Below are 22,584 nucleotides of genomic sequence, written 5' to 3'. Positions count from 1 at the left end.
CGTTGGTCGCGCGGGACAGTCGGGCATAGAGGAAACGGGCTCCCCCTCCCCTCCAGCAGAAGGACAAGGCCATGGCCCGTTCTCCGCATATCAAGCTCGGCTTCATCCTGCATGGCGTCGGCCGCACCTGGCATGACTGGCGCCATCCCGATCGTGACGTGAATGCCAGCACCAGCCTTGCCCGCTATCAGGAACAGGCGGCGACCGCCGAACGCGGCAAGTTCGACTTCCTGTTCGTCGCCGACAGCCTGTCGATCACCGAACGGTCCAGCCCCCATTATCTCAACCGGTTCGAGCCGATCACCATCCTGTCGGCGCTGGCGGCGACCACCAGCCGGATCGGCCTGGTCGGCACGCTGACGGTCAGTTATTCCGAACCCTTCAACGTCGCGCGGCAATTCGCCTCGCTCGATCACCTCAGCGGCGGGCGCGCCGGCTGGAATGTCGTCACATCCTGGCTGGGCGACACCGCCGCCAATTTCAGCAAGAGCGAACATCCCGCCCATGCCGTGCGCTATCGCATAGCTGCCGAATATCTCGATGTGGTCCAGGGCCTGTGGGACAGCTGGGAAGACGGCGCCCATGTCGCCGACAAGGAAAGCGGCCAGTTCGTCGATCCCGATCGGCTGCATGCGCTCGACCATAAGGGCGAGTTCTTCCAGGTGCGCGGCCCGCTCAACATCAAGCGCACGCCACAGGGCCAGCCAGTCATCTTCCAGGCCGGCGCATCGGACGATGGCCGCAACTTCGCCGCGCGACGGGCCGAAGTGATCTTCACCCATGCCGAGACGATCGAGGCGGGCCAGGCCTATTATGCCGATGTGAAGGCACGGGCGAAGGGCTTTGGCCGCGATGCCGACCAGCTGTTCATCCTGCCGGGCATCGCCGCGATCGTCGGTGACAGCGATGAGAAGGCCGAGGCGCGCTACCGCGAACTCGCCGCGCTGGAGTCGATCGACACCGGCCTCGGCTTTCTGTCGCGCACCTTCAACGACCATGATTTCCGCCAATATGATCTCGATGCCCCCTTCCCCGATGTCGCGCATCTGGGCCTCAACAGCCAGCAGAGCGGAACGCTGCGCATCCTGGCCGAAGTCGAGGCGGAGGGGCTGACCCTGCGTCAGGTGGCGGAACGGCTGGCGACGCCGCGCGGCGCTTTTGTGGGCTCGGCCGAGACGGTGGCCGACCAGTTGCAGCGCTGGTTCGAAAATGGCGCGGCCGACGGCTTCGTTCTGTTCGAGCCACTGCCGGGGCAGTTGGCGCTGTTCGTCGACAAGGTGATCCCGATCCTGCAGCAGCGCGGCCTGTTCCGCACCGACTATGAGGGCACGACCTTCCGCGAGCATCTGGGCCTGTCGGTGCCGGACAATCGCTACAGCGTTGCGCGCGAGGCCAAGTCGGCCGCCTGATCCCATCGAACAAGAAAAGGCCCGGCAATCAAATTGCCGGGCCTTTTTCTCGCGTTTAGCGCAGCCAGGCGAGGATATCATCCGCCTCCGGTCGGTCGAGCCAGTCGGGGCTGACCTGCAAGCGCTGCACCACCCGACCCGGCCCCAGCAGCAGCGCCGCTGGCTGCGGCAATTCCCAGCTGCCCGTGCCGGTCACCTCGCCGATCCAGCCGGCGGGCGGTGGCGACGGGCGATCATCGGGGACGAAGGCGATGCCGAGCAGGCAGCCGAGCTGATTGTCGCGATCGGTCGCGACGGCGAAGGGCAGATCATGACGGCGCTTGATCTCCACCAGCCGATCGGGCTGCTGCGGGCTGAGCGCGACCAGCGGGATACTGCGCGCCCGCAGCACCGGCCAGAGCGTGTCGGCATAATAGGGCAAGGCGATGTTGCAGGCCGGGCAGCCGGCGAAGCGGAAGAAGATGAACAAGGCCGAACCCTGCGCCGTCAGCGCGTCGAGTGTCAGCTCGGCACCTTCCACATCGTCGAGTTCCAGATTGGGCAGGACATCGCCGGGCTGCGCCACCGTCGCCGCATCGAAGCGCGCCACCAGCTGCTGCCGCTGCGCCGCGTTGCGCGCCAGCTGGGCGGGCGACCAGTCCCGTTCCCGTTCTGCCTGAAGCGCGGCATAGCGCGCCCTCAAATTGTCGCCGACGATCGTCGCCATCTGCCTGTCTCCTTTGCTGGAGATAGGAAAATGGCGCCGCGGGGCACGCGACGCCAATGAGACTTGGCGGAAAGCCGCCGATTAATCCTTATAGATCAGGCGTCATAGCCCGGTGCCTGGCGCGATGCCTTGCGCAGCGCCGCTTCCCAGACCAGATCATAATGGGTGCGCCGTCCCTCGACCGGCTGGCGCTCGCGCGACATCTGGCGCTTCACTTCCGCCTGCGCCTCCTCCGGCGCGATCAGCACATTGTCGCGCCCGACGCTGAGCGAGCGGACCTGCGCGGTGCAGGCGGATTCCAGCTGATAGATGCCGCTCCATGCTTCCCCCGGAGAAGCGCCGAGCGCCAGCGTGCCATGGTTGCGGAGCAGCATGACCTTGGTGTCTCCCAGATCGGCAACCAGCCGCTCGCGCTCGTCCAGGTTCAGCGCCACGCCCTCATAGTCATGATAGGACAGGCGCGGGATCAGGGCCAGCGCACGCTGGTTCAAGGGCAGAAGCCCCTCGGCATGAGCCGACACCGCCATGCCGTCGGCGCTGTGGAAATGGGCGATATAATGGGCGTCGTCGCGCGCGCCGTGGATCGCCGAATGAATCACATAGCCGGCATAGTTGATACCATAGTCGCTCTCCCCGATGACATTGCCGTCGAGGTCGACCTTGACCAGGCTGGATGCCGTGATCTCATCGAACATCAGGCCGAACGGATTGATCAGGAAATGATGGTCCGGTCCCGGCACGCGGGCGGAAATATGGGTGTAGATGAAATCGTCCCAGCCGTAGAGCGCCGAGAGCCGATAGAAGGCGGCGAGATCGACCCGCACCTTCCATTCGGCTTCGCTGATGCCGGTGCGCGAAAAACGATCATCCTTGAGGATGGTGGCCATGGGGAAAGCTCCTTGCGTCAGGATCCGAAACTGGTGTCGAAGGCCTGCGCCACGTCCCGTTTGGGATCGATTAGGCCGGCGCGGCGATAGCGGTCTACGATCGCCTGTTCATGGGCGATCACCTTGGCATCGACGGGCTGCGAAATGCGGTTGCTGCGCTCGAAACTGGCGCGGGCGATGTCCAGTGGCAGGCCGGTTTCCCTGGCCAGCACGGCGGCGAACTGGTCGGGATGGGCGCGGGCCCAGGCGACCGCCTTCGCCTCACGCTGGAGGAAATCGGCCAGCAGCGCACGCTTGGGCGCGATCGAGGCATCATGGGCGATGTCGATATAGAGCGGCAGGCCGTAATCCTTGGCGTCAGCAACCGCCCGCGCCCCTTCCTTGACCGCGACATTGGTATAGGGGGTCCAGGTCGACCAGGCGTCGATCGATCCGCTGTCGAACGCAGCCTTGGCATCGCCCGGCGGCAGGAAGGTGATCTTGACCTTGTCGGCCGGGATATGCGCCCGCTCCAGCGCCTGGAGCAGCAGATGATGGCCGATCGATCCGCGCGTGGTGGCGATTGTCTTGCCAGCCAAATCCTGGGCAGATCGGATCGGCGAGCCATTTTTCACTAGGATCGCCAGCGCCTCGGCCGCCTGGTTGGCGGGTGCCTGCACCGCGATCGCCTTGACCGGGCTGCCGCTCTGATAGGCGAAGATGAAGGGCGCGTCGGCGGCAAGGCCAAGGTCCGCGGCGCCACCACCGACCGCTTCCAGCAGCGGCTGGGCGGCGGGAAATTCCGACCATTCGACCTTGTAGGAGGCGCCGTCTAGCGCGCCAGAGGCAAGCATCATCGCCTTGACCTGCCCCTTCTGGTTGGCGACGCGCAGCACCGGCACCTGTTCAGTGCGATATTGGGTGACAGCGAAGGCGACACCGGCGGAGGCGATCAGCGCGCCGACGATCAGGATCGATTTCTTGCTCGCCATGTCAGCCCGCGAGCGCGACGTCGACCTTCTCCCGCTCGGCCACCTTGCGGCGGACGACCGGCAGCAGTTCGCGGCCATAGAGGATGGAATCGCCCAGTGGATCGAAACCGCGGATCAGGAAATGATCGATGCCGATGTCATAATAATCGAGCATCGCATCGGCCACCTGTTCGGGCGTGCCGACCAGGCCGGTGGAATTGCCGGCCGCGCCGGTGAGCGCAGCGACGCCGGTCCACAGCCGCTTGTCCTGCCGGTTGGCCCTGGCCGCCTCCAGCAGGCGCAGCGATCCGACATTGGGCGGGCGATGGCCGGTCAGCGGAAGTCCGGCGGCGACCCGATTGGCGCGCACCTGCTCCTCAATCTCCGCCGCGCGCTTCCAGGCCGCTTCCTCGGTATCGGCGATCACCGGGCGCAGCGACAGCGAGAAGCCGGGATTGCGGCCATGACGGGCGGCGGCACGGCGCACCTGGCGCACCGTGTCCTGCACCGCTTCGAGCGTTTCACCCCAGAGCGCATAGACGTCGGCATGGCGCCCGGCGACCTCGATCGCCTCAGCCGAGGAACCGCCGAAGAAGACCGGCAGATTGTCCGGCTTGATCGCGCTGAAGGCCTGGCGAATGTCGTAGAAGTCGCCGCGATGGTCGAACGGCTGGGCCGCCGTCCATTCCTGGCGCAGGATGGTCAGATATTCGTCGGTGCGCTGATAGCGCTGGGCCTTGACCGTGCCGGTGTCACCATCGCGTGCCATTTCATCGTCCGCGCCGCCGGTGATGATGTGGACCGCGACCCGCCCGCCAGACAGCTGGTCGAGCGTCGCCAGCTGGCGCGCGGCCACGGTCGGCTGGGTGAAACCGGGGCGATGGGCGACAAGGAAACCAAGCTTGCTGGTCAGCGCAGCGGCATGGGCCGCGACAATCTGGCTTTCCGGACTGTTGGAGCCGAAGGGGATGAGGACGCGGTCGAAGCCGCCCTCCTCCTGCGCCCTGGCTGCGGCCTCGACATAATCCTTGTCGAGCACGCGGCTGCGCACCGCCGCCTGGGTTTCCGAGCCATTGTTGAAGCCGATATAGCCGATGAACTTGACGCTCATGGGGTCATTCCTTCCCGCTGATCAGATGACGTAGAAGCCGTGGGTGCCGTCCTTTTCGAGCTGGGCGACAAGGCCATATTCCCAATCGAGATAGGCCTGCATCTTCTCGGCCTTGTTGTCGGTGCCCTCATAGGGGCGCTTGTAGCGGCCCTCGGGTCCACGCGGGGCCGGCGCGCCGTCACTGCCGCGTTCCAGCACCACCGCCGACCAGTCGACGGACAGGACATAGACTTCCCAGCCAAGCTGGGCGAGCCAGGAGGCGCTCATGTCGGCACGCGGGCCAAGATCGTCGGTGACGACGATGCGGGCGCCGCGCACCGGGGCATTATGGTCGGTTTCCTGCACCAGCTGGCCGCCCTGCGCATTGCGGAAACCGGGCAGATGCCCCGCCTCATATTCACGCGGCTGGCGCACATCATAGAGATAGAGGGTGCGAGCGGTGTCGGCCTTCAGATGCTCCAGATCGTCCCAGCCGATCCACTTGACCCCGGCGCGGTAGGCGACATCGCGGGCATGGGCACGGGCAGCCTCGATCGCCTTGCCATCGACCTCCGGCGCGGCGCGCACCTGGCCGGTTTCCAGCCCCTGCCCGGCCAGCGTCCAGCCGATCGTGCCGTTGCGCAGCGCATAGACCTTGTTGGGCAGGCCGGCATTGACAAGCGACTGGGTGCCGATGATCGACCGGGTACGGCCGGCGCAATTGACGATGATGGTGGTGTCGGGATCGGGGGCGATTGTGCAGGCGCGCAGCACCAGTTCGGCGCCCGGCACGCTGGTCCCGGTCGGGATGCTCATCGTATGATATTCGTCGTAACGGCGCGCATCGAGGATCGCGATGTCGGCCTTTTCGTCGATCAGCGCCTGCACATCCTCCGCCGCAAGGCTGGGCGTATGGCGGCGATGCTCGACCAGTTCGCCGAACGCCTTGGAGTAACTGTTCACATCCTCGAACAATTCATAACCGGCATCACGCCATGCGCTGAGCCCGCCCTCCAGTTCGCGGACGTCGGTATAGCCAAGCCCCTGCAGCCGCACGGCCGCGCGGCGCGCCAGCCCCTCGCCCGCATCATAGACGATGATCGGCGTGTCGAGCCGGGGGATGCGCCAGCGCGCTTCCTCATCGATGCGGCGCAGCGGGATCTGGGCAGCGAAGAGCGGATGGCCCTGCGCAAAATCATGCTCCTCGCGCACGTCGATCAGGGCGATCTCGTCGCGGGCGATCAGCGCGGTGCGGATATCGGCCGGGGTAGCGACCTCTATGCGGTCCAATATGTCGGTGGTCATGCGTTTCTCGATCTGTCCCAGAGGTTGGGGATGACGCGGTTGGCGTATCCGGAGATGAAGCTTTTGGGCGCGCCGTCGGCGGCGAAGGTCGCGCGCTCGACCGCGCCGATATTGGCGCCATAGACATGGATGCTGACCGACGGGGCGTCGGCCCGGCCGTTGGAGACGCGATGAATGTCGCCGATCCGGGGCGACACGGCATCGACCTCGCCCTCGCGCAATATGTCTGTGCCCTGCGCGACCAGTCCGCCGCCGGGCAGGCGATGGAACCGCTCGACCTGCTCGCTGCCGCGCAGCACGCCGACCAGCCCCCAGACGCCATGGTCGTGGATCGGGGTCGACTGACCCGGCCCCCAGACGAAGCTGACGATGCTGAACCGCTCGCGACTGTCGCAATGAAGCAGATATTGCTGATAGCGATCGGGATCGGGCCGGGCATATTCGGGCGGCAGCCAGTCGTCGCGGGCGATCAACCGGGCAAGCAGGGTGCGGCCGCTTTCCAGCAGCGCCTGTTCGTCGCGGGTGCAGGCGATCAGATCGGCCAAGGCGGTGACGAAACCGCGCAGGCGGCTGGTATCGACCGGCCGGTCGATCGTGGTGACGGCGTTCATTCCGCCGCCTCCGCCTGGCGGGCGAAGGGCACCACACCCTCGCCATGATGGTCGCCGCCCAGATGGGACAGAAGCTGTTCGCGCAGCCGGCCGGCAAGGCCCGCGCGCTCGCCGCGCGCGGCGTGAATGCGCTCCTCCGCGACGATCCGCCCCTTGTCGAGCACCAGCACCCGGTCGGCCAGCGCAATCGCTTCCTCGACATCATGGGTGACGATCAGCACCGCGGGCCTGTGCGTCCGCCAGAGCGAGAGAACCAGGTCATGCATGCGATAGCGGGTCAGCGCGTCGAGGGCGGCAAAGGGCTCATCAAGCAGCAGCAATTGGGGTTCGCGCACCAGCGCGCGGGCGAGCGCAGCGCGCTGCGCTTCCCCACCGGACAGGGTGAGCGGCCAGGCGTCCAGCCGATGGCCAAGGCCGACTTCCTTCAGCGCGGCTTGCGCCCGGTCGCGGATGGCACCGCCTTTCAGGCCCAGCGCGACATTCTTCCAGACCGGTTTCCACGGCAGCAGTCGGGCATCCTGGAACACGACGGCGCGGCTGTCGGGCACCTCCACATCCTGCGCGCCGGCATCGTCCAGCCCGGCGAGGGTGCGCAGCAAGGTGGTCTTGCCCGATCCCGACCGGCCCAGCAGGGCGATGAACTCGCCCGGCGCGATTTCCAGGTCCAGCCCGTCGATGATGCGGTTGGCGCCAAAGCTGCGGGTGAAGTGCTGCAGGCGGACGACCGGTTCGGGATGCGGCTGGTGGGCCGCGCTGTCGATGGTGGAAAAGCCGAGGCGCGCGTCCATGATCAATTCTCCACTATGCTGGGGCGCCAGACGAGGGCGCGGGCTTCGAGGGACCGGACCAGCCAGTCGGCGCCAAGACCGAGAATGGCGTAGACCATGAGGCAGACGACGATGATGTCGGTGCGCATGAAGTCGCGGGCATTGTTGATGAGATAGCCAAGCCCGGCCGAGGCGTTGATCTGTTCCGCCACCACCAGCACCAGGATCGAGATGGACAGGGCGTAGCGCAGCCCGACCAGCAGCGAGGGCAAGGCGGCGGGCAGCACGACATGCCAGACCTGTTCCCAGCGGCTGAGGCCGAAACTCTTGGCGGCATCGAGCAGGCGCGGATCGACGCCGCGAATGCCAGCATAGAGGTTGAGATAGACCGGGAAGATGGTGCCGAAGGCGATCAGCGCGATCTTGGGCGTCTCGCCAATACCGAACCAGACGATGAACAGCGGCGTCAGCGCCAGTGCGGGAATGGTCCGCTTGATCTGCATCAGCGGGTCGATCGCCAGTTCCGCGCCGCGCGAGAGGCCCGCTGCCAGCCCCAGCGCCAGCCCCAGGCCGACGCCGATCAGCAGGCCGACCGCGACGCGGGCGAAGGAGACGAGCAGGTTGGAGGGCAGTTCGCCGCTCAGCACCATCTGGATCAGCGTGCCGATCACGGCAGAGGGCGCGGCCAGCGTCCGTTCGGGGATGAGGCCGGTGCGCGAGCCCAGTTCCCACAGCAAAAGTAACAGCAAAGGTGACAGCCATCGGCCGCCGAAGCGGGCGAGGGAAAAGCGGCGTCTGGCGCGCTGCGACGGCGTTTCGCCCCTTATTGCCAATGCGGTCATGTCTATCCGTCATGCTGGTGAAGTCGCCTTCATCCAACATCAATTCTCTACCCATTCAATTGAGTTTTATCCCAGCGCGCTATGAGGGAAAATCATAGGTCGTCATTCACCCCTGATTCCGGGCATTTCGGCGCGCGATGGGCGGGATAGCTTTTCCTGCCCTCGCACAAAATCTACTATTTTGATTGATATATTGCCATGGATCATAAGTAGCAGGCCCGTGCCCGGCATCGGATCGGCCCCTTTTCACCATCAGAAGGATATGCCGTGCCGGTCAACCTGCCGACCAATCTCCTGCGCAGTTTTGTCGCGATCGTCGACACCGGTTCGATGCTCAATGCGTCGGAACAGGTGTTCGTGACCCAGTCCGCCCTCAGCCTGCAGATCAAGCGACTGGAGGAACTGGTCCAGCAGTCGCTGTTCCTGCGCGAAGGCCGCCGCCTGCACTTGACCGCGGCGGGCGAGGTGCTGCTCGATTATGCGCGCCGGGTGCTGAGCCTGCATGACGAGGCGGTGGCGGCGGTCAGTGCCGGGCGCTTCGCCGGCCCGGCACGGATCGGCATGGTCCAGGATTTTGCCGACAGTCTGCTCTCGGGCCTGCTCTCCCGCTTTGCCGAGTTGCACCCGGACGCGCAAATCTATGCGCGGGTCGCGGGCACGGCCGAGTTGCAGGCGCTGCTCGATCGGCGCGAGCTGGACATATTGCTGGGCTTTGCCGCCCCCAATGACGGCAGCGCGGTCACGGTGGCGCCGATGAGCTGGTATGGCACGGCCGAACTGGTCGAGCGCGACACCATCCCGCTGGCGGTGCTGGAGGAGCCGTGCCGCTTCCGCGAGGCGGCGATCCGCGCGCTGGAGGATATGGGGCTGCAATGGCGGATCGCGGTCGAGACGCCCAACCTCGCCACGCTGCGCGCGGCAGTGGCCGCAGGGCTGGGCATCACCGCACGGACCCATTTGTTCCAGGATGACATGACGGTGCTGGAGCATGAGCGGCTGCCCAGCCTGCCCCGCGTCGCCGCGATCCTGCGCACCAGCGACAAGTTGGACCGCGCCGCGCATCGACTGGCGGAACTGGCGCGCGAGACGGTGACCGGGCTTTAGATTGGAATGATTTAGACTGATCCACTGCGTCATTGCGAGCGCAGCGAAGCAATCCAACATCGCTCAGATGGATTGCTTCACTTCGTTCGCAATGACGATTCAAGGGCAAGTCATCGCTCTTTAACGCCCGTCATTCCCCCTCAGTAGCCGCGCGCCGGATCGACGATGTCGGACGGCGCCTCGCCCCGGACGAAGCGGGTCAGGTCGTCCTGGATCTTTTCCAGCAGGCGATGGCGTACAAGCTGGTAATTGCTGGAGATATGCGGGGTCAGCCGCACCCTGGGATGGGTGTAGAGGACATGCCCCTCCGGCAGCGGTTCGGGGTCGGTGACGTCGAGCGTTGCAAAGCCCAGCCGACCATCATCCAGCGCCCGCACCAGAGCCGCCTGATCGACCACCGATCCGCGCGCGACGTTGATGAGATGCGCGCCCGGCCGCACCCGCGCCAGCAGCGCATCATCGACCAGATGGCGCGTCTGGGCGGTCGCCGGCACGGCGAGCAGGATATGATCCGCCTCCTCCACCAAAGTCCCGACATCGCCGACCAGTTGCACGCCCGGCACGCTGGACTGCGCGCCGGATCGCCGCACGCCGATCACTTGCGCGCCCAGCGCCAGGCCGCGCCGCGCCACCGCCGCGCCGATCGCGCCCATGCCGATGATGCCGATGGTCGTGCCCGATACTCGGCCCAGTTGCGCAGGCCCCCATTGTGCCCGCGAACGGACAGTGACGGCATCGAGATTCTTGGCATGGGCATAAATGGCGGCGATCGCATAATCGGCGATTTCCTCCGACGCGACACCCCGGCCACAGGTCACGAGCGGCGCGTCGAGCAGCCAGTCGGGATAGAAATCGACACCGACCGAGGCGCTGTAGACCCATTTCAGGCGCCCCGGCCAGGGTGCGGGGCGACGCACCTCCGGCGCGCGCCAGGCCGGCGACGGGCGGATCAGCAATATGTCGGCCTCGTCCGCCGCGCTCCAGGGCGCGTCCTCGGCAACGTCGATCAGCACGGGAGCGGACGGGTGGCGGGAGAGGCTCCGGTTGAAATCCGGCTCCATCTGGCTGGCGATGATCAGGGACATGGGTTCAATTCCCCAGCGCCGCGCGCCCGGCGGCAATCAGGATGGTGTCGGTCTGCGGCGAATGGATGCGGCTGCACAGCACGTCGCGATAATGGCGCTCCAGCGGATTATGGCGGCTGATGCCGGGGTTGCCGGTCAGTTCCAGCCCGATCTCGACCGCGCGGATGGCGTTGGCGGTGGCGACATATTTGATCGCATTGGCCTCGACCGCCGACGGCGGATCGCCCGCGTCGATCCGCGCAGCGGCGTCGCGGACCAGCGTGCGGTTGACCTGCAACAGCGCCTCGATCTCCCCGAACTTCTCCTGGACGCGCGGCAGGGTGGCGAGCGACGCGCCGAGGTTGCTCGGCACCCGGTCGTTGAGATAGGCGCGCAGCCAGTCGCGCGCGGCGCGCGCCACCCCGTCATAGATGACCGAGATGGAGAGCGCATTCCACAGCGTCTGGACCGGATCGGGCGCGCCCCATTCCTCCGGCCGGCGAATATCGACCGCATGGTCGGCCGGCGTCGGCGTGTCGGTGAAATGGACGGCATGGCTGACCGTCGCGCGCATCCCCAGATGATCCCAGGCCGGCTCGATCTCCACGCCCGGACTGCCGGCGCGAACCAGGAAATTGCCGACGCGCGGTGTTTCCTCATCGGTCTTCGCCCAGACCGAATACCAGTCGAGCCCGGTCGATCCAGTCGAATAGATCTTCGTGCCGCTGATCGCCCAGCCATGGGCGGTGCGCCGCGCGATCGTGGCAGGCAGGCCGCCGCGCACGGGCGTGCCCAGTTCCGGTTCGACCCGCAGCCCGCCGATCAGCCCCCGGCCCGCCACCGCATCGCGCGCTAGCGTCTCATAGATGTCCGCCGGCCAGCCGCGCGCCCGGTTGGGCGTCGCATGATAATGATAGGTCATGAACAGGATCAGCGCGGTCGAGGGATCGCCCTTCGCCACCGCCGCCAGCACCCGCAGCGCTTCGGAAACCGACGCGCCCCGCCCGCCATGCGCGCGCGGCACGGTCAGCGCGATCAGGCCCTGTTGCGCCAATATGTCGAAATTGGCGCGGGGAAATTCGGCACTGCGGTCATATTGCTCCGCATTGGCCGCCAGCAAGCGGGTCAGCCGGTCGAGCTGGTCGGCGGGCACCGGCCCTTCGGGCGGCTGCGGCTGCACGGAAATTGCCTGGGTCGCCATGATATCAGCCTCTCTTGGGAATGGCGTCATTGAAGCGGGCGTCCCATAGCGGGCGGACGTCCACCCGCTTGGGCACCAGCCCGGCCTTGAAGAAGACATCGGCGACCTGCTGCTGCGATCCGATCGCCTCGGGCGTGACCGGGCGCAGTTCATAGGTCGCGCTCTTACGGCGGAACTGGTCGAGCACATAGTCGCGCGGCACGCCGATATCCTGGGCGACGATGCCGGCCCATTCGTCCTGATGTGCCGCCGCCCAGCCAAAGCCCTGTTGCACCAGCGCCAGATATTCGCGGATGATCGCCGCCTTGTCGGGATCGGCCAGCGCATCGACATGGGCGGAAACGAGATAATTGCCCGACAGGATGCCATTAGCGGTGCGCAAGATCCGCGCGTCCTCGGTCGCGATCGCGCGCTGGATCGGGAAGCCGTAGATCGCCCAGGCATCCAGCGCCCCTTGCGAGAAGGCGGCGGCGCCATCGGACACGCCCATCGCGACCGGGATGATGTCGTCCCAGGCCAAACCGACCTCCTCCAGCATCCGGATCAGGAAATATTGGGCAGTGGTGGCGCGGACATAGCCGACGCGCTTGCCCTTGAGGTCGGCGACGGAGCGCGCCTTCGATCCCTTCGGAACCAGCACCACCTGATTATTGACGTCGCCATGGGCGACCGCAATCTGGCGGAAGCTCTGGATGGTCGATGCGGCGGCGAAGATCGGCGGAATCTCGCTCATCCCGCCATAGTCGAGCGAGCCGCCATTGAGCGCCTCGACCACGAGATGTCCGGACTGGAACTCGCTATAGACAAGGTCGAAGCCGCTTGGCTGGATGCCCGCCGCCTTGAACAGCAGCCGCGTGTCCCCGTCGCCCTTGCCGGTGATCGACACCCGCAGTTTCGGCCGGCCCTTGCCAGCGGTGCCGCAGGCGGTGAGCAGCAGGCTGCCCGCCGCTGCGCCCAGCAGATTACGTCTGGACAACATCTCAGCGACCGCCGGCCGTTTCTCGCACGCTTGCTGCGCTGGGATCACGTTCGAACAGGATGACCGTCGGATCGCGCAGCAATTCGCGCTGGGCCGCCGCCCTGAACCGGGCCAGCCTATCCGTCCACCGCTGCGTCCACGCCATAATATCCAAGTCCTCGTCTGATATGAGAGGACTTTATCTGCCAATTAAGTAGAGATATGTCTGTCAAGCTTTGCTGGGCCGCTTATTAGAAAGCCTTGACCTTCGCAGGGCGGCGCCGGCCGCCTCAATTGGCGATATAATAGTCCTTTGGGAAATCCTGGCCCTCATAGGCCTTGCGCATGGTCCAGGGCTGGGCCGGCACAGTCCAGTAGCTGTCGGACGCCGGCAGGCCGAGCGGCAGCAGGCTTTCCGAGGTGATATACATGCTGCCGGCGTTGGAATAGACGTCACCCAGGCTCGGCTGGTGCCGGGCGAAGCCGATGGTCAGGAAGCCATCAGCTTCGAAATTGCTGGGATCGGCGAAGATGCGGCGCTGTGTCGCCATGGTCGCGGCGCGCACCTGCCCCTCGGGCAGCTTGGCATGGAGCAGTTTGCGCCAGGCAAGATAGGCGAGCGGCTGGTGAACGGCGGTGCGGTAGGTGAGCGAACGGCCGACCGGCGGGAAGGCGCCATCCGGGCCGATCATCCGCTCCAGCGTCTCGCCAAAACGCTGCATCCGCTGGATCTGGATGGCGAGCCGCTCCTTGGGATCGAGCGCGTTGAAGCGCGCATTGCAGCGGACCAGCACGTCCCAAATCTGGGTCAGCATCGGGTGGATGACATAGCTGTTATACATGTCGAAATGGAAATGCTCGCCGTCGGCATACCAGCCATCGCCGACATACCATTCGCTGAATTTGCGCAGCGCCAGGTCGACCCGGATCGGATCCCATTGCGCCCCGACCGACAGCAGGAACACCTCGTTCATCGCCGCAAACAGCAGCCAGTTGGTATAGGGCGGCGCGACCCGGCGCAGCCCCTGTATCTCCTTGATGATCCGGTCCTTGGTCGCCCGGTCGAGCGGATCCCACAATGTCTGCGGCGCGCGCAGCAGCGCGCTGGTGAAATAGGCGGAATCAACCAGTGGCTGTCCCTCCGCCTGCCAGAGCAGATAGTCGGGGCCCTTGGGATCTACACTATGGGCATAGCTCGCCAGCGCCTGCTCACGTAGCCGGGCGCGCAGTCGCCCTTCCGCGCCATCGGTATCGGGCAGCGCAAGCCAGGGCGCGATGCCGTCGATCAGCCGGCCAAAGGCTTCCAGAAAGGCGACCTTGGGATTGCGACCATCCCAGGTCGGGCTGAGTTCGGGCTTCCATTGCGCCTGCAACTGCCCCCTGGCCATGCGCGACAATATGGGGCTGGCCATGCGTTCGAGCAGCGCCAGGGCATAACTGCGGTCGTCCGCATCGACGGCGACTGGCGCGGCCTCCCCGGCGTTGGCAAGCGAGGGCATGGCGGCGAAAGCGGCAGTGCCGGTCGCCATGCCGGTCAGGATCGCGCGACGGTCGATATGGCTGGTCATGGTCAATCCTTGGGCGGGGTGAAGTCGAGGGTCTGGCCGGCGGCATAGGCATCCCAGGCGGCACGGGTGGTGAAACCGCCCTCCCCTTGTTCCAGGCACTGCCGGAATAATAGACGAAGGGCTGACCCGGCTTGACCGTCAGCAGGATGAGTTGATTGTCGGCATCCGCGCGGATATCGGCGATCTGTGCCGGATCGACCCGCAATGCCAGCGCCATCCGGCCATGCGCACCATCTTCCGGCCCCCACCAGCTGATCAGGCCACCGGCACGATCGACGGTCAGGTCACCCGCCCCCTGCCCCGTGGTGCGCTTGCCGATACCGATGCCGACCGTCAGCGGCGTCGCCTTGTCCGATCCTATGGTCGAGACCAGCCGGGTAAAATGGGTGCCGAGCGGAAGGGTGAAACGCCGCGTTTCCCATACCTTGCGATCGACATCGACTGGCCAGGGCGCATAATCGACGCTGAAGTCGGCGACCTGTCCGCCCGATTTCAGGATATGGGCACGAACATAGTTGCGCGACGTCCACAGCTTGTTGGCGTACCAGATGCCCAGACCACCCGCGCCGCGCGTGGTGCCGACATTGTAGAAGTCCAGCCCCTCGCCATGATAGCCATGCTGGTCGCCGCTGCGTAGCTGGCGATCTGCGAAGGGCCAGGCCACATTCTTGCCCCAGCTGTCGATCCCCGATCCCGATGGCGGCTCGGCCGCCTCCAGCGCATGGCCGTAGATGCGATGAGCGGTCTTGTCATTTTCCCACAGCAGGTCGTCGTAGCGATAGGATGCAACCAGTGCAACGGCGGCCGCAGCCTGGCTAGGCGGCGGCGGCAGGCGCTTCTCGACCGGCAGACGATCGCCCGCCCCATCGCCCTGCGCCAGGGCCGCGCCGACGCGAAGACCGATCGCCACCAATCCGATCGATAGATAGGGCGTCCGGATCCGGCGTGACGATGCTGTTGGCTGGGGGCGGTTCACCACAGGCTCCTCTCGATTATTTGTATGATAAGCTGATAAATCATCGAATCAGACTTGCCAAGCCCTTGCTCACATTGCCGCAGGCTGGCAGGCTCGAAAAAGAATATTCACTGGAACGACATCATGGCTAAAGCCGCCTCACTCGCCGACATGCTCTACACCAAACTGGAAGAGGACATATTGTCCGGCCGCATCCCGCCCGGATCGCGCCTGCCCGCGCAAAAGGACATTGCCGAGCAGGAAAATGTCAGCCGCACCGTGGTCCGCGAAGCGGTCGCCCGGCTGGAGGCACAGGGCTTTGCCGTCGCCCGCCAGGGATCGGGCGTGTTCGTGTCGGATGCCGCACGCTACCGCGCCTTTCAGGTCACCAAGGATGAATTGTCCGAGCTATCGGACGTGATCAAATTGCTGGAAATGCGCCTGGCGATCGAGACCGAAATGGCCGGCCTTGCGGCTGCCCGTCGCACGAACGAAGATATTTCGGCGATGCGCGACGCGCTACGCCGCATCCGCGAGGCTGAGGATCCGGCCGTCGCCGCCACAGCCGACAGCCAGTTCCACATGGCGATCGCCCGCGCGACCCGGAATGACTATTACGCCCGCTTCGTCGAATTTCTGGGCGTCCGCCTGGTGCCGCCAAGCAGCCTCTACCTCAAATATCAGCCGGAAAGATCGCACGACGCCTACACCCACAAGGTCAGCGACGAGCATGACGCGGTGCTTGACGCCATCGTCCGCATGGACATCGAAAAGGCGCGCCATGCCGCCCGCCATCACATGCAGGAAAGCCTTTTGCGCCATTCCGAACTCAATGACCTGATCAGCCGGGACGAATGATTGCATGACTAAAGTCTGACAATTGACATCCCCCTCAAAGTTGTATGATAACCTGATCAACACGATCAGAGTCGTGATGAGGGAGGATGGATATGAACAAGGCGTTTCCGTGCGTCGCCATGTCGGTGAGCATGCTGGCCATGATTGCGGCCTCGGCCCCCGCACTGGCCCAGGCAGAACCCCAGCCGACACCCCAGGGTGAAGCCACCACCGCCGACATCGTCGTCACCGGCTTTCGCGGCAGCCTGCAAAAGGGGATCGAACTGAAGCGCGAAGCCGTGGGCGTGCGCGACTCCATCGTTGCCGAGGACATCGGCAAATTCCCGGAGGCCAATGTCGCGGATTCCCTGCAGCGTATTCCGGGCGTGTTCCTCAGCCGCGACGGCGCATCGAACGAGGGTCAGCGCATCAGCATTCGCGGCCTGGGATCGGAATTCACCGTCACCACCATCAACGGCGCACCGGTGCGCACGACATCGTCACAGAATGTCGGCAGTTCGACCCGCGACTTCAATTATGACGTCTTCCCATCCGAATTGTTCGGCCGTGTCGATGTCTACAAGACCCCGCTTGCCAATCTGGAAGAGGGCGGCATCGGCGGCAATGTCGACCTGCAGACGCCCCGCCCCTTCGACAGCAAGGACCGGGTCATCCGCTATACCGCCCAGGCCAATTACAATACCCAGTCGAAGAAGTGGCAGCCGCGCGGATCGCTGCTGCTGAGCGACACATGGGGCGACTTCGGTGTTTTGCTGGGCGCGGCCTATGCCAAGAATGTCAATGAACGGTCCGGCTTCCAGTCGACCGGCGGCTATAACAGCTCGGTTATCGGTTCGCGTGCCTATGCCGGCCCGACCACGACCGGCGGCCCGTTCCAGTTCCAGCTCGACCTCGACAATCCGCTGGCCAATTATGGATCGCTGACCCGCGACCAGGTGGCCAACGCCTATATGCCGCGTTTCTACCGCGTCTTCACCTCGAACAATGAGCGTGAGCGGCTGGGCCTGGTCGGGTCGCTGCAATATAAGTCGGATCGGCTGGAACTGAGCGCCGACGGCATCTTCTCGCAGCTCAAGGATCAGGCGGACGAGTTCACCTTCGGCGTGGCGGTGCGCAACTCCCGCACCGTGCCGGGATCGACCAGCGCACCGGGCACCGGCACCAATTCCGGCCTGATCCCGCTCGACGTAAAGATCGACGAATATAATAATCTCTACGGCACATTCGGGAACAGCAGCTTCATCAACGAGAATTTCTTCCGCAACGCCCGCACCCGCTTCAAATATGTCATCATCCGGGGCGTCTATGACTTCACCGACAATCTGAAATTGTCGGCCCAGGCCAATCTGAGCGAGAGTAACGCCCGCTACACCGCCAACCGGATCGTCAGCAACATCTATGGCGTGACCAGCACCTTCGACCCGACCGGCAATGTCACCTATCCGACCATCAGCTCGCCGGTCGATTTCACCGATCCGTCAAACTACACCACGCCGACACTGGGCTTCTCGCTCAACCGCGAGATCGACAAGCAGAAGACGGCGCGCGCCGTGCTCGACTGGTCGCTGCTGGACGATGGCGAACGCAAGTTCGCGCTCAAGATCGGCGGCAGCTATGTGAACACGGGCAAGCGCATCTCGACCCAGGACGGCAGCAGCATCGCGGCCGGCAAGCTGGTCGGCCTCGACGTCTTTTCCTACATGGATCCCTATATCCAATATGGCGCGATCCGCGACGGCGGCAATTCGGGCTATCCGTCCCAATTTGCGAGCTTCCCGCGCTCCTTCGTGATGGACTATCTCGATGCCAACTCGGCGAACGAGGCGGCCAACGTCAATCTCAACGCTGCCTTCAACGCGAAGGAAATCGTCAAGACGGCCTTCTTTGAGAGCAATTTCGCCCTGCCGCTGTTCGGCAAGGAACTGCGCGGCTATGCCGGCCTGCGCTATTCCGACACCCGCACCATCATCAACAATTATCAGAGCGCGGGCGCCGGCGTCTTCCTGCCGCAGCGGCGCGAGGGCGGCTATGAAAACTGGCTGCCATCGGCCAGCCTGGCCTATGACCTGACGTCCAACTTGCTGCTGCGTGCGTCAGCCGGCAAGACGATCACCCGCGCGGCGCTGACCGCCATTGCCGGCGGCACCATCGTGCCCAACGTCTTCAATCCCGACGTCACGGTCGGCAATCCCAATTTGCGCCCCCAGGTCGCAACCCAATATGACGCCGGCGTCGAATGGTATTTCGCGCCCGGCGCACTGCTGAGCGTCGGCGCGTTCAAGAAGGACATTACCGATCGCGCAACCGCGGTGCAGGACTTCGTCACCTTCGGCTCGCTCGGCCTGCCGTCGAGCGCGTTCAACACGACCTCGCTGGGCTTCCCCAGCGGCACCATCCCGGATGATTTCCTGATCCGTCGGACCCAATATATCAATCAGGGCCAGTTGAAGCTGAAGGGGCTGGAATTTGCCTATCAGCAGAATTTCACCTTCCTGCCCAAGCCGTTCGACGGGCTTGGCTTCACCGGCAGCCTGACGCTGATCGACCAGAAGGGCGATGATTTCGTCACCACCGAAGGGACGCGCGTGCCGATCTCCTTCGTGCCGGAATATAGCTACAGCGCGACGCTCTTCTACGAAAAGGGCCCGTTCGCGATCCGCGGTTCCTATAATTACCGCGCCAAGACAGGCATCACCTCGCAAAATACCGGCAACGACCAGATTCCTTATACCGCGCCGCAGGGCTTCCTCGACGGGACGATCAGCTACCGGTTCAGCGATGCGCTGGAGGTGCGCGTCGATGCGCTGAACATCACCAACGAGAATGTGTACATCTATTATCAGGATCCGGACGGACCGAAGGGCAATGGCCAGTCGCGGCGCGACAACAGCTTCTTCAACGGCACCACCATTTCGCTCGGCATTCGCGGCAAATTCTGACCCCTTCCCCCTTGGGCGCCGGGGACTGCACGCCCCGGCGCCCATCTTTTCGCGAGACGATCATGACCATGCCGCATCCCGTCCCGGATAATATCGATGATGCCGTTGCCGGCGCCAGCGATCGGGCCAGCCGTTATCGCTGGATGATCTGCGGCCTGCTGTTCGCGGCAACCGCGATCAACTATGTCGACCGACAGATGATCGGCGTGCTCAAGCCCGTGTTGCAGGCGGAGTTGGGTTGGCGCGAGAGCGACTATGCCAATATCGTCTTCTGGTTCCAGTGCGCCTATGCACTCGGTTTCCTGGCGATGGGCCGCTTCATGGACCGGGTCGGCGCACGGATCGGCTATGCCGCCGCCTTCACCTTCTGGACGCTCGCCCATGCCGCTCATGGCCTGGTCAGCGGCATTGCCCAGTTCATCGCCGTCCGCTTTGCCCTTGGCATTGGCGAGGCGGGCAATTTCCCGGCCGGCCTGAAGGTCGTGGCCGAATGGTTTCCCCAGAAAGAGCGCGCGCTGGCGATCGGCCTGTTCAACGCCGGCGCCAATGTCGGCGCGATCGCCACGCCGCTGATCGTGCCCGCCATCACCATCGCCTATGGCTGGCGCGCCGCCTTCATCGTCACCGGTGTTGCCAGCCTGGTCTGGGTGGCGGCCTGGCTGCTCCTCTATCGCCGGCCAGAGGATCATGCGCGCGTATCGCCCGGTGAACTCGCCCATATCCGCAGCGATCCGGTGCGCGCCAGCACGCCCATATCCTGGTCACGCCTGTTCACCATTCGCCAGACCTGGGCCTATGCGCTGCCCAAATTCTGCATCGATCCGATCTGGTGGATGTTCCTCTTCTGGCTGCCCGATTTCCTCGGCAAGCGCTACGGCCTCGACCTCAAGAGCTTCGGCCCGCCGCTGGTCGTCATCTATCTGATGTCGGACGCCGGCAGCGTGCTGGGCGGATGGGCATCGTCGCGGCTGATCGCGCGCGGCTGGAGCGTCAATGCAGCACGCAAGGCGACGTTGCTGGCGTGCGCGCTGGCGGTGCTGCCGGTGGTGACCGTCCAGTCGATCGACAATCTCTGGGCGGCGGTGCTGCTGATCGGCCTTGCGACCGCCGGGCACCAGGCCTTTTCCGCCAATATCCTGACCCTGCCGTCCGACCTGTTCCCGCACGCCGCCGTGGGATCGGTGGTTGGCATCGGCGGCACGGCCGGCGCGATCGGCGGCATGCTGATCGCCCAGTTTGTCGGCTATGTGCTGGACATGACCAGCAGCTATGCCCTGATCTTCGCCGTCGCCGGCAGCGCCTATCTGGTGGCGCTGGCGCTGCTCCACATCATCAGTCCCCGTCTCTTGCCTACTGGAGAGCTTGCATCATGACCTTCCGCTCCTTCGCGCCGATCATGCTGGCCTGCGCCATCGCCGCGCCGGCCCATGCCGCCCAGCCCGCCCGCACACCGATCGAGGCGGCGGTGAAGCTGGCCGACTGGCAATTGGCGCGCCTCGACGATCTGTCGCACATTCCCAGCGCCACCGATGAAACGCGCAAGACGCGCGGCTGGGAACAGGCGGTGTTCTGGGTCGGCATGACCGCCCTCGCCGACGCCGGCGCACCACCCCGGATCAAGGAAGCGATCCTGGCCATGGGCCAGCGCAATGGCTGGAAGCCGGGCGACAATCTCTATTTCGCCGACGATCAGGCGATCGCCCAGGCCTATCTCTGGGCCGCAGCCCATGGCGCCGGCAAGGATGCGCTGGCGCCGACCCGCGCCGCGTTCGACACGGTGGTCGACAAGCCGGCGGTCACCACGCTTGCCTTCGCCATTCCGCCACAGGGCTATGGTGCGACCGAATGCCTCAAGCGCTGGTGCTGGTGTGACGCCCTGTTCATGGCGCCGCCCGCCTTTGTCGAACTGTCGCGCCAGACCGGCGATGATCGCTATATGCGCTTTGCGATGAAGGAATTCTGGGCGACCACCGACTTCCTCTTCGACCCTGCCGAGCATCTCTATTATCGCGACAGCCGCTTCTTCGAGCGGCGCGACGACAAGGGGCGCAAGCAGTTCTGGAGCCGGGGCAATGGCTGGGTGTTTGGCGGCATCGCCCGTGTCCTCCCGCTGCTGGCACAGGACAGCCCCGACCGCAGCCGTATGGAAGCGCTGTTCAAGGAGATGGCGGCGAAGATCAAGACGCTGCAGAGGCCGGACGGCTATTGGGCACCCTCGCTGCTGGCGCCGGAAAATGCGCCGCCCGAAACCAGCGGCACCGCCTTCTATACCTATGGCCTTGCCTGGGGGATCAAGGCCGGGCTGCTGCCCCGCGCCGAATATGAGCCGGTGGTGCGCAAGGGCTGGGCCGCGCTGCAAAAGGCGATCCAGCCCGACGGCCGACTGGGCTGGGTCCAGCAGGTTGGTGACCGGCCTGACAAGGTGGCCGCCAGCGACACCCAATATTATGGCGTCGGCGCCTTCCTGATGGCGGCGACTGCGGTGGCCGCGCTCGACGCGCAACGCTGACGCGCGGGAGGACGAGCGGCATGTTCGAAAAAACCTACTACGCCACACATCCGGTGATGATGGACGGCGCCAGCAATGAGGATCTGCGCGACCGGCATCTGGTATCCGGCCTGTTCCGCGCCGGGGAAATCACCCTCACCTACTCCCATGGCGAGCGGTTCATCATTGGCGGCGCGGTGCCGGGCGCCGGGACGCTGGACCTGCCATGCCAGAGCGAACCGGAAAGTGCGGCCGGCCATCCGCTGCTGGAACGGCGCGAGATGAGCGTCGTCAATATCGGCAAGGGCGACGGCACGGTCCGCGTCGATGGCACCGACCACAGGCTCGCCCGCTATGAGGCCCTCTATATCCCGATGGGGTCGCAGGCGATCAGCTTCAGCGGTGAGGGCGCGCGTTTCTATCTGCTCAGTGTCCCGGCTCATGCTGCCTTTCCGCTACGCAAATTGTCGCAGGCGGATAGCAACCCGATGCAGCGGGGCAGCCTGGACACGTCCAACGAACGAACCATCTATCAGTTGATCCTGCCCCATCTGTGCCAGAGCGCGTCGCTGTGCCTGGGCCTCACCCGGCTGGAGCCCGGCAGCGTCTGGAACACCATGCCGCCCCATGTCCATGAGCGGCGATCGGAAATCTATCTCTATTTCGATCTGGAAGAGGAGGATAGAATCTTCCACTATATGGGCCAACCGGACGCATTGCGGCACATCGTGATGGAGAATGAGGAGGTTGTGATCTCGCCGCCCTGGTCAGTGCATATGGGCGCGGGCACCCGCAACTACAGCTTCATCTGGGCCATGGCCGGTGAAAATCTCGATTATGAGGACATGGACGTCCTCGATATCTGCCAGTTGAAATAAGGGG

Annotated in this window: 19 protein-coding genes and 1 pseudogene; 7 read left to right on the top strand and 13 right to left on the bottom strand. The window is 65.0% G+C overall.

What is annotated here, in order from left to right; genetic code table 11:
• Positions 1 to 71 precede the first annotated feature (71 nt).
• Positions 72 to 1,409 carry an LLM class flavin-dependent oxidoreductase gene (locus tag DIZ22_RS05110; protein ID WP_048936655.1) on the top strand — a complete coding sequence of 446 codons (1,338 nt, stop codon included), beginning with the start codon at positions 72 to 74 and terminating at the stop codon, positions 1,407 to 1,409.
• A 55-nt stretch (positions 1,410 to 1,464) separates the two neighbouring features.
• Here DIZ22_RS05110 and DIZ22_RS05105 read toward each other — a convergent pair whose 3' ends face one another.
• From DIZ22_RS05105 to DIZ22_RS05070, 8 genes are all read right to left on the bottom strand, one after another.
• A complete protein-coding gene (locus DIZ22_RS05105) occupies positions 1,465 to 2,115 on the bottom strand; it encodes a peroxiredoxin-like family protein (protein WP_048936656.1) in 651 nt (216 codons plus the stop codon).
• A gap of 95 nt (positions 2,116 to 2,210) precedes the next feature.
• A complete protein-coding gene (locus DIZ22_RS05100) occupies positions 2,211 to 3,002 on the bottom strand; it encodes a class II aldolase/adducin family protein (protein ID WP_048936657.1) in 792 nt (263 codons plus the stop codon).
• A gap of 17 nt (positions 3,003 to 3,019) precedes the next feature.
• Complete coding sequence (locus tag DIZ22_RS05095; RefSeq protein WP_048936658.1) at positions 3,020 to 3,973, bottom strand: ABC transporter substrate-binding protein; 954 nt, start codon at positions 3,971 to 3,973, stop codon at positions 3,020 to 3,022.
• Between the two features lies 1 nt (position 3,974).
• Positions 3,975 to 5,063, bottom strand: a complete 1,089-nt coding sequence (locus tag DIZ22_RS05090; protein ID WP_048936659.1) for an LLM class flavin-dependent oxidoreductase — start codon at positions 5,061 to 5,063, stop codon at positions 3,975 to 3,977.
• Between the two features lie 21 nt (positions 5,064 to 5,084).
• A complete protein-coding gene (locus DIZ22_RS05085) occupies positions 5,085 to 6,347 on the bottom strand; it encodes a rhodanese-like domain-containing protein (protein ID WP_048936660.1) in 1,263 nt (420 codons plus the stop codon).
• Positions 6,344 to 6,958 carry a cysteine dioxygenase gene (locus tag DIZ22_RS05080; protein WP_048936661.1) on the bottom strand — a complete coding sequence of 205 codons (615 nt, stop codon included), beginning with the start codon at positions 6,956 to 6,958 and terminating at the stop codon, positions 6,344 to 6,346. The genes DIZ22_RS05085 and DIZ22_RS05080 overlap by 4 nt, the downstream gene beginning before the upstream one ends.
• The gene (locus tag DIZ22_RS05075) at positions 6,955 to 7,746 is read right to left on the bottom strand and encodes an ABC transporter ATP-binding protein (protein ID WP_017501139.1); all 792 of its coding nucleotides are present in this window, start codon (positions 7,744 to 7,746) and stop codon (positions 6,955 to 6,957) included. Before DIZ22_RS05075 ends, DIZ22_RS05080 begins: the two co-directional genes overlap by 4 nt.
• 2 nt (positions 7,747 to 7,748) lie before the next feature.
• Positions 7,749 to 8,567, bottom strand: a complete 819-nt coding sequence (locus DIZ22_RS05070) for an ABC transporter permease (protein ID WP_048936662.1) — start codon at positions 8,565 to 8,567, stop codon at positions 7,749 to 7,751.
• 267 nt (positions 8,568 to 8,834) lie between these two features.
• Between DIZ22_RS05070 and DIZ22_RS05065 the strand changes: the two genes are divergently transcribed.
• Positions 8,835 to 9,671: a LysR substrate-binding domain-containing protein gene (locus DIZ22_RS05065; RefSeq protein ID WP_048936663.1), complete on the top strand. Its 837-nt coding sequence runs from the start codon at positions 8,835 to 8,837 to the stop codon at positions 9,669 to 9,671.
• Positions 9,672 to 9,811: 140 nt separating this feature from the next.
• Here DIZ22_RS05065 and DIZ22_RS05060 read toward each other — a convergent pair whose 3' ends face one another.
• From DIZ22_RS05060 to DIZ22_RS05040, 5 genes and pseudogenes are all read right to left on the bottom strand, one after another.
• Complete coding sequence (locus DIZ22_RS05060) at positions 9,812 to 10,756, bottom strand: NAD(P)-dependent oxidoreductase (protein WP_048936693.1); 945 nt, start codon at positions 10,754 to 10,756, stop codon at positions 9,812 to 9,814.
• Positions 10,757 to 10,760: 4 nt separating this feature from the next.
• Complete coding sequence (locus tag DIZ22_RS05055; RefSeq protein ID WP_048936664.1) at positions 10,761 to 11,936, bottom strand: acyl-CoA dehydrogenase family protein; 1,176 nt, start codon at positions 11,934 to 11,936, stop codon at positions 10,761 to 10,763.
• A 4-nt stretch (positions 11,937 to 11,940) separates the two neighbouring features.
• A complete protein-coding gene (locus DIZ22_RS05050; RefSeq protein WP_122928014.1) occupies positions 11,941 to 12,915 on the bottom strand; it encodes an ABC transporter substrate-binding protein in 975 nt (324 codons plus the stop codon).
• A 269-nt stretch (positions 12,916 to 13,184) separates the two neighbouring features.
• Complete coding sequence (locus DIZ22_RS05045; protein WP_048936666.1) at positions 13,185 to 14,462, bottom strand: DUF2264 domain-containing protein; 1,278 nt, start codon at positions 14,460 to 14,462, stop codon at positions 13,185 to 13,187.
• A 142-nt stretch (positions 14,463 to 14,604) separates the two neighbouring features.
• Positions 14,605 to 15,372: pseudogene (locus DIZ22_RS05040) on the bottom strand (DUF4861 family protein); the annotation flags it as partial.
• Positions 15,373 to 15,561: 189 nt separating this feature from the next.
• On the opposite strand from DIZ22_RS05040, the gene DIZ22_RS05035 reads away from it, so the two are divergent.
• The 5 genes from DIZ22_RS05035 to kduI all read left to right on the top strand — a co-directional run bounded on the left by DIZ22_RS05035 (position 15,562) and on the right by kduI (position 22,580).
• Positions 15,562 to 16,275, top strand: coding sequence for a FadR/GntR family transcriptional regulator (locus DIZ22_RS05035; protein WP_037520836.1), 714 nt, complete (start codon positions 15,562 to 15,564; stop codon positions 16,273 to 16,275).
• A 92-nt stretch (positions 16,276 to 16,367) separates the two neighbouring features.
• The gene (locus DIZ22_RS05030; RefSeq protein WP_206364616.1) at positions 16,368 to 19,214 is read left to right on the top strand and encodes a TonB-dependent receptor; all 2,847 of its coding nucleotides are present in this window, start codon (positions 16,368 to 16,370) and stop codon (positions 19,212 to 19,214) included.
• 62 nt (positions 19,215 to 19,276) lie between these two features.
• Entirely contained in the window at positions 19,277 to 20,587 is a 1,311-nt protein-coding gene (locus DIZ22_RS05025; RefSeq protein WP_048936669.1) for an MFS transporter, read from the top strand.
• Entirely contained in the window at positions 20,584 to 21,723 is a 1,140-nt protein-coding gene (locus DIZ22_RS05020; RefSeq protein WP_048936670.1) for a glycoside hydrolase family 88 protein, read from the top strand. The genes DIZ22_RS05025 and DIZ22_RS05020 overlap by 4 nt, the downstream gene beginning before the upstream one ends.
• Positions 21,724 to 21,743: 20 nt before the next feature.
• Positions 21,744 to 22,580, top strand: a complete 837-nt coding sequence (gene kduI, locus DIZ22_RS05015; RefSeq protein ID WP_048936671.1) for a 5-dehydro-4-deoxy-D-glucuronate isomerase — start codon at positions 21,744 to 21,746, stop codon at positions 22,578 to 22,580.
• Positions 22,581 to 22,584: the final 4 nt, after the last annotated feature.

Origin of the sequence: Sphingobium sp. LF-16, assembly GCF_003711185.1 — a bacterium.
GTDB lineage: Bacteria > Pseudomonadota > Alphaproteobacteria > Sphingomonadales > Sphingomonadaceae > Sphingobium > Sphingobium yanoikuyae_A.
Note: the sequence above shows the minus strand (reverse complement) of the source record. Positions and strands in the feature narration are given on the sequence as shown.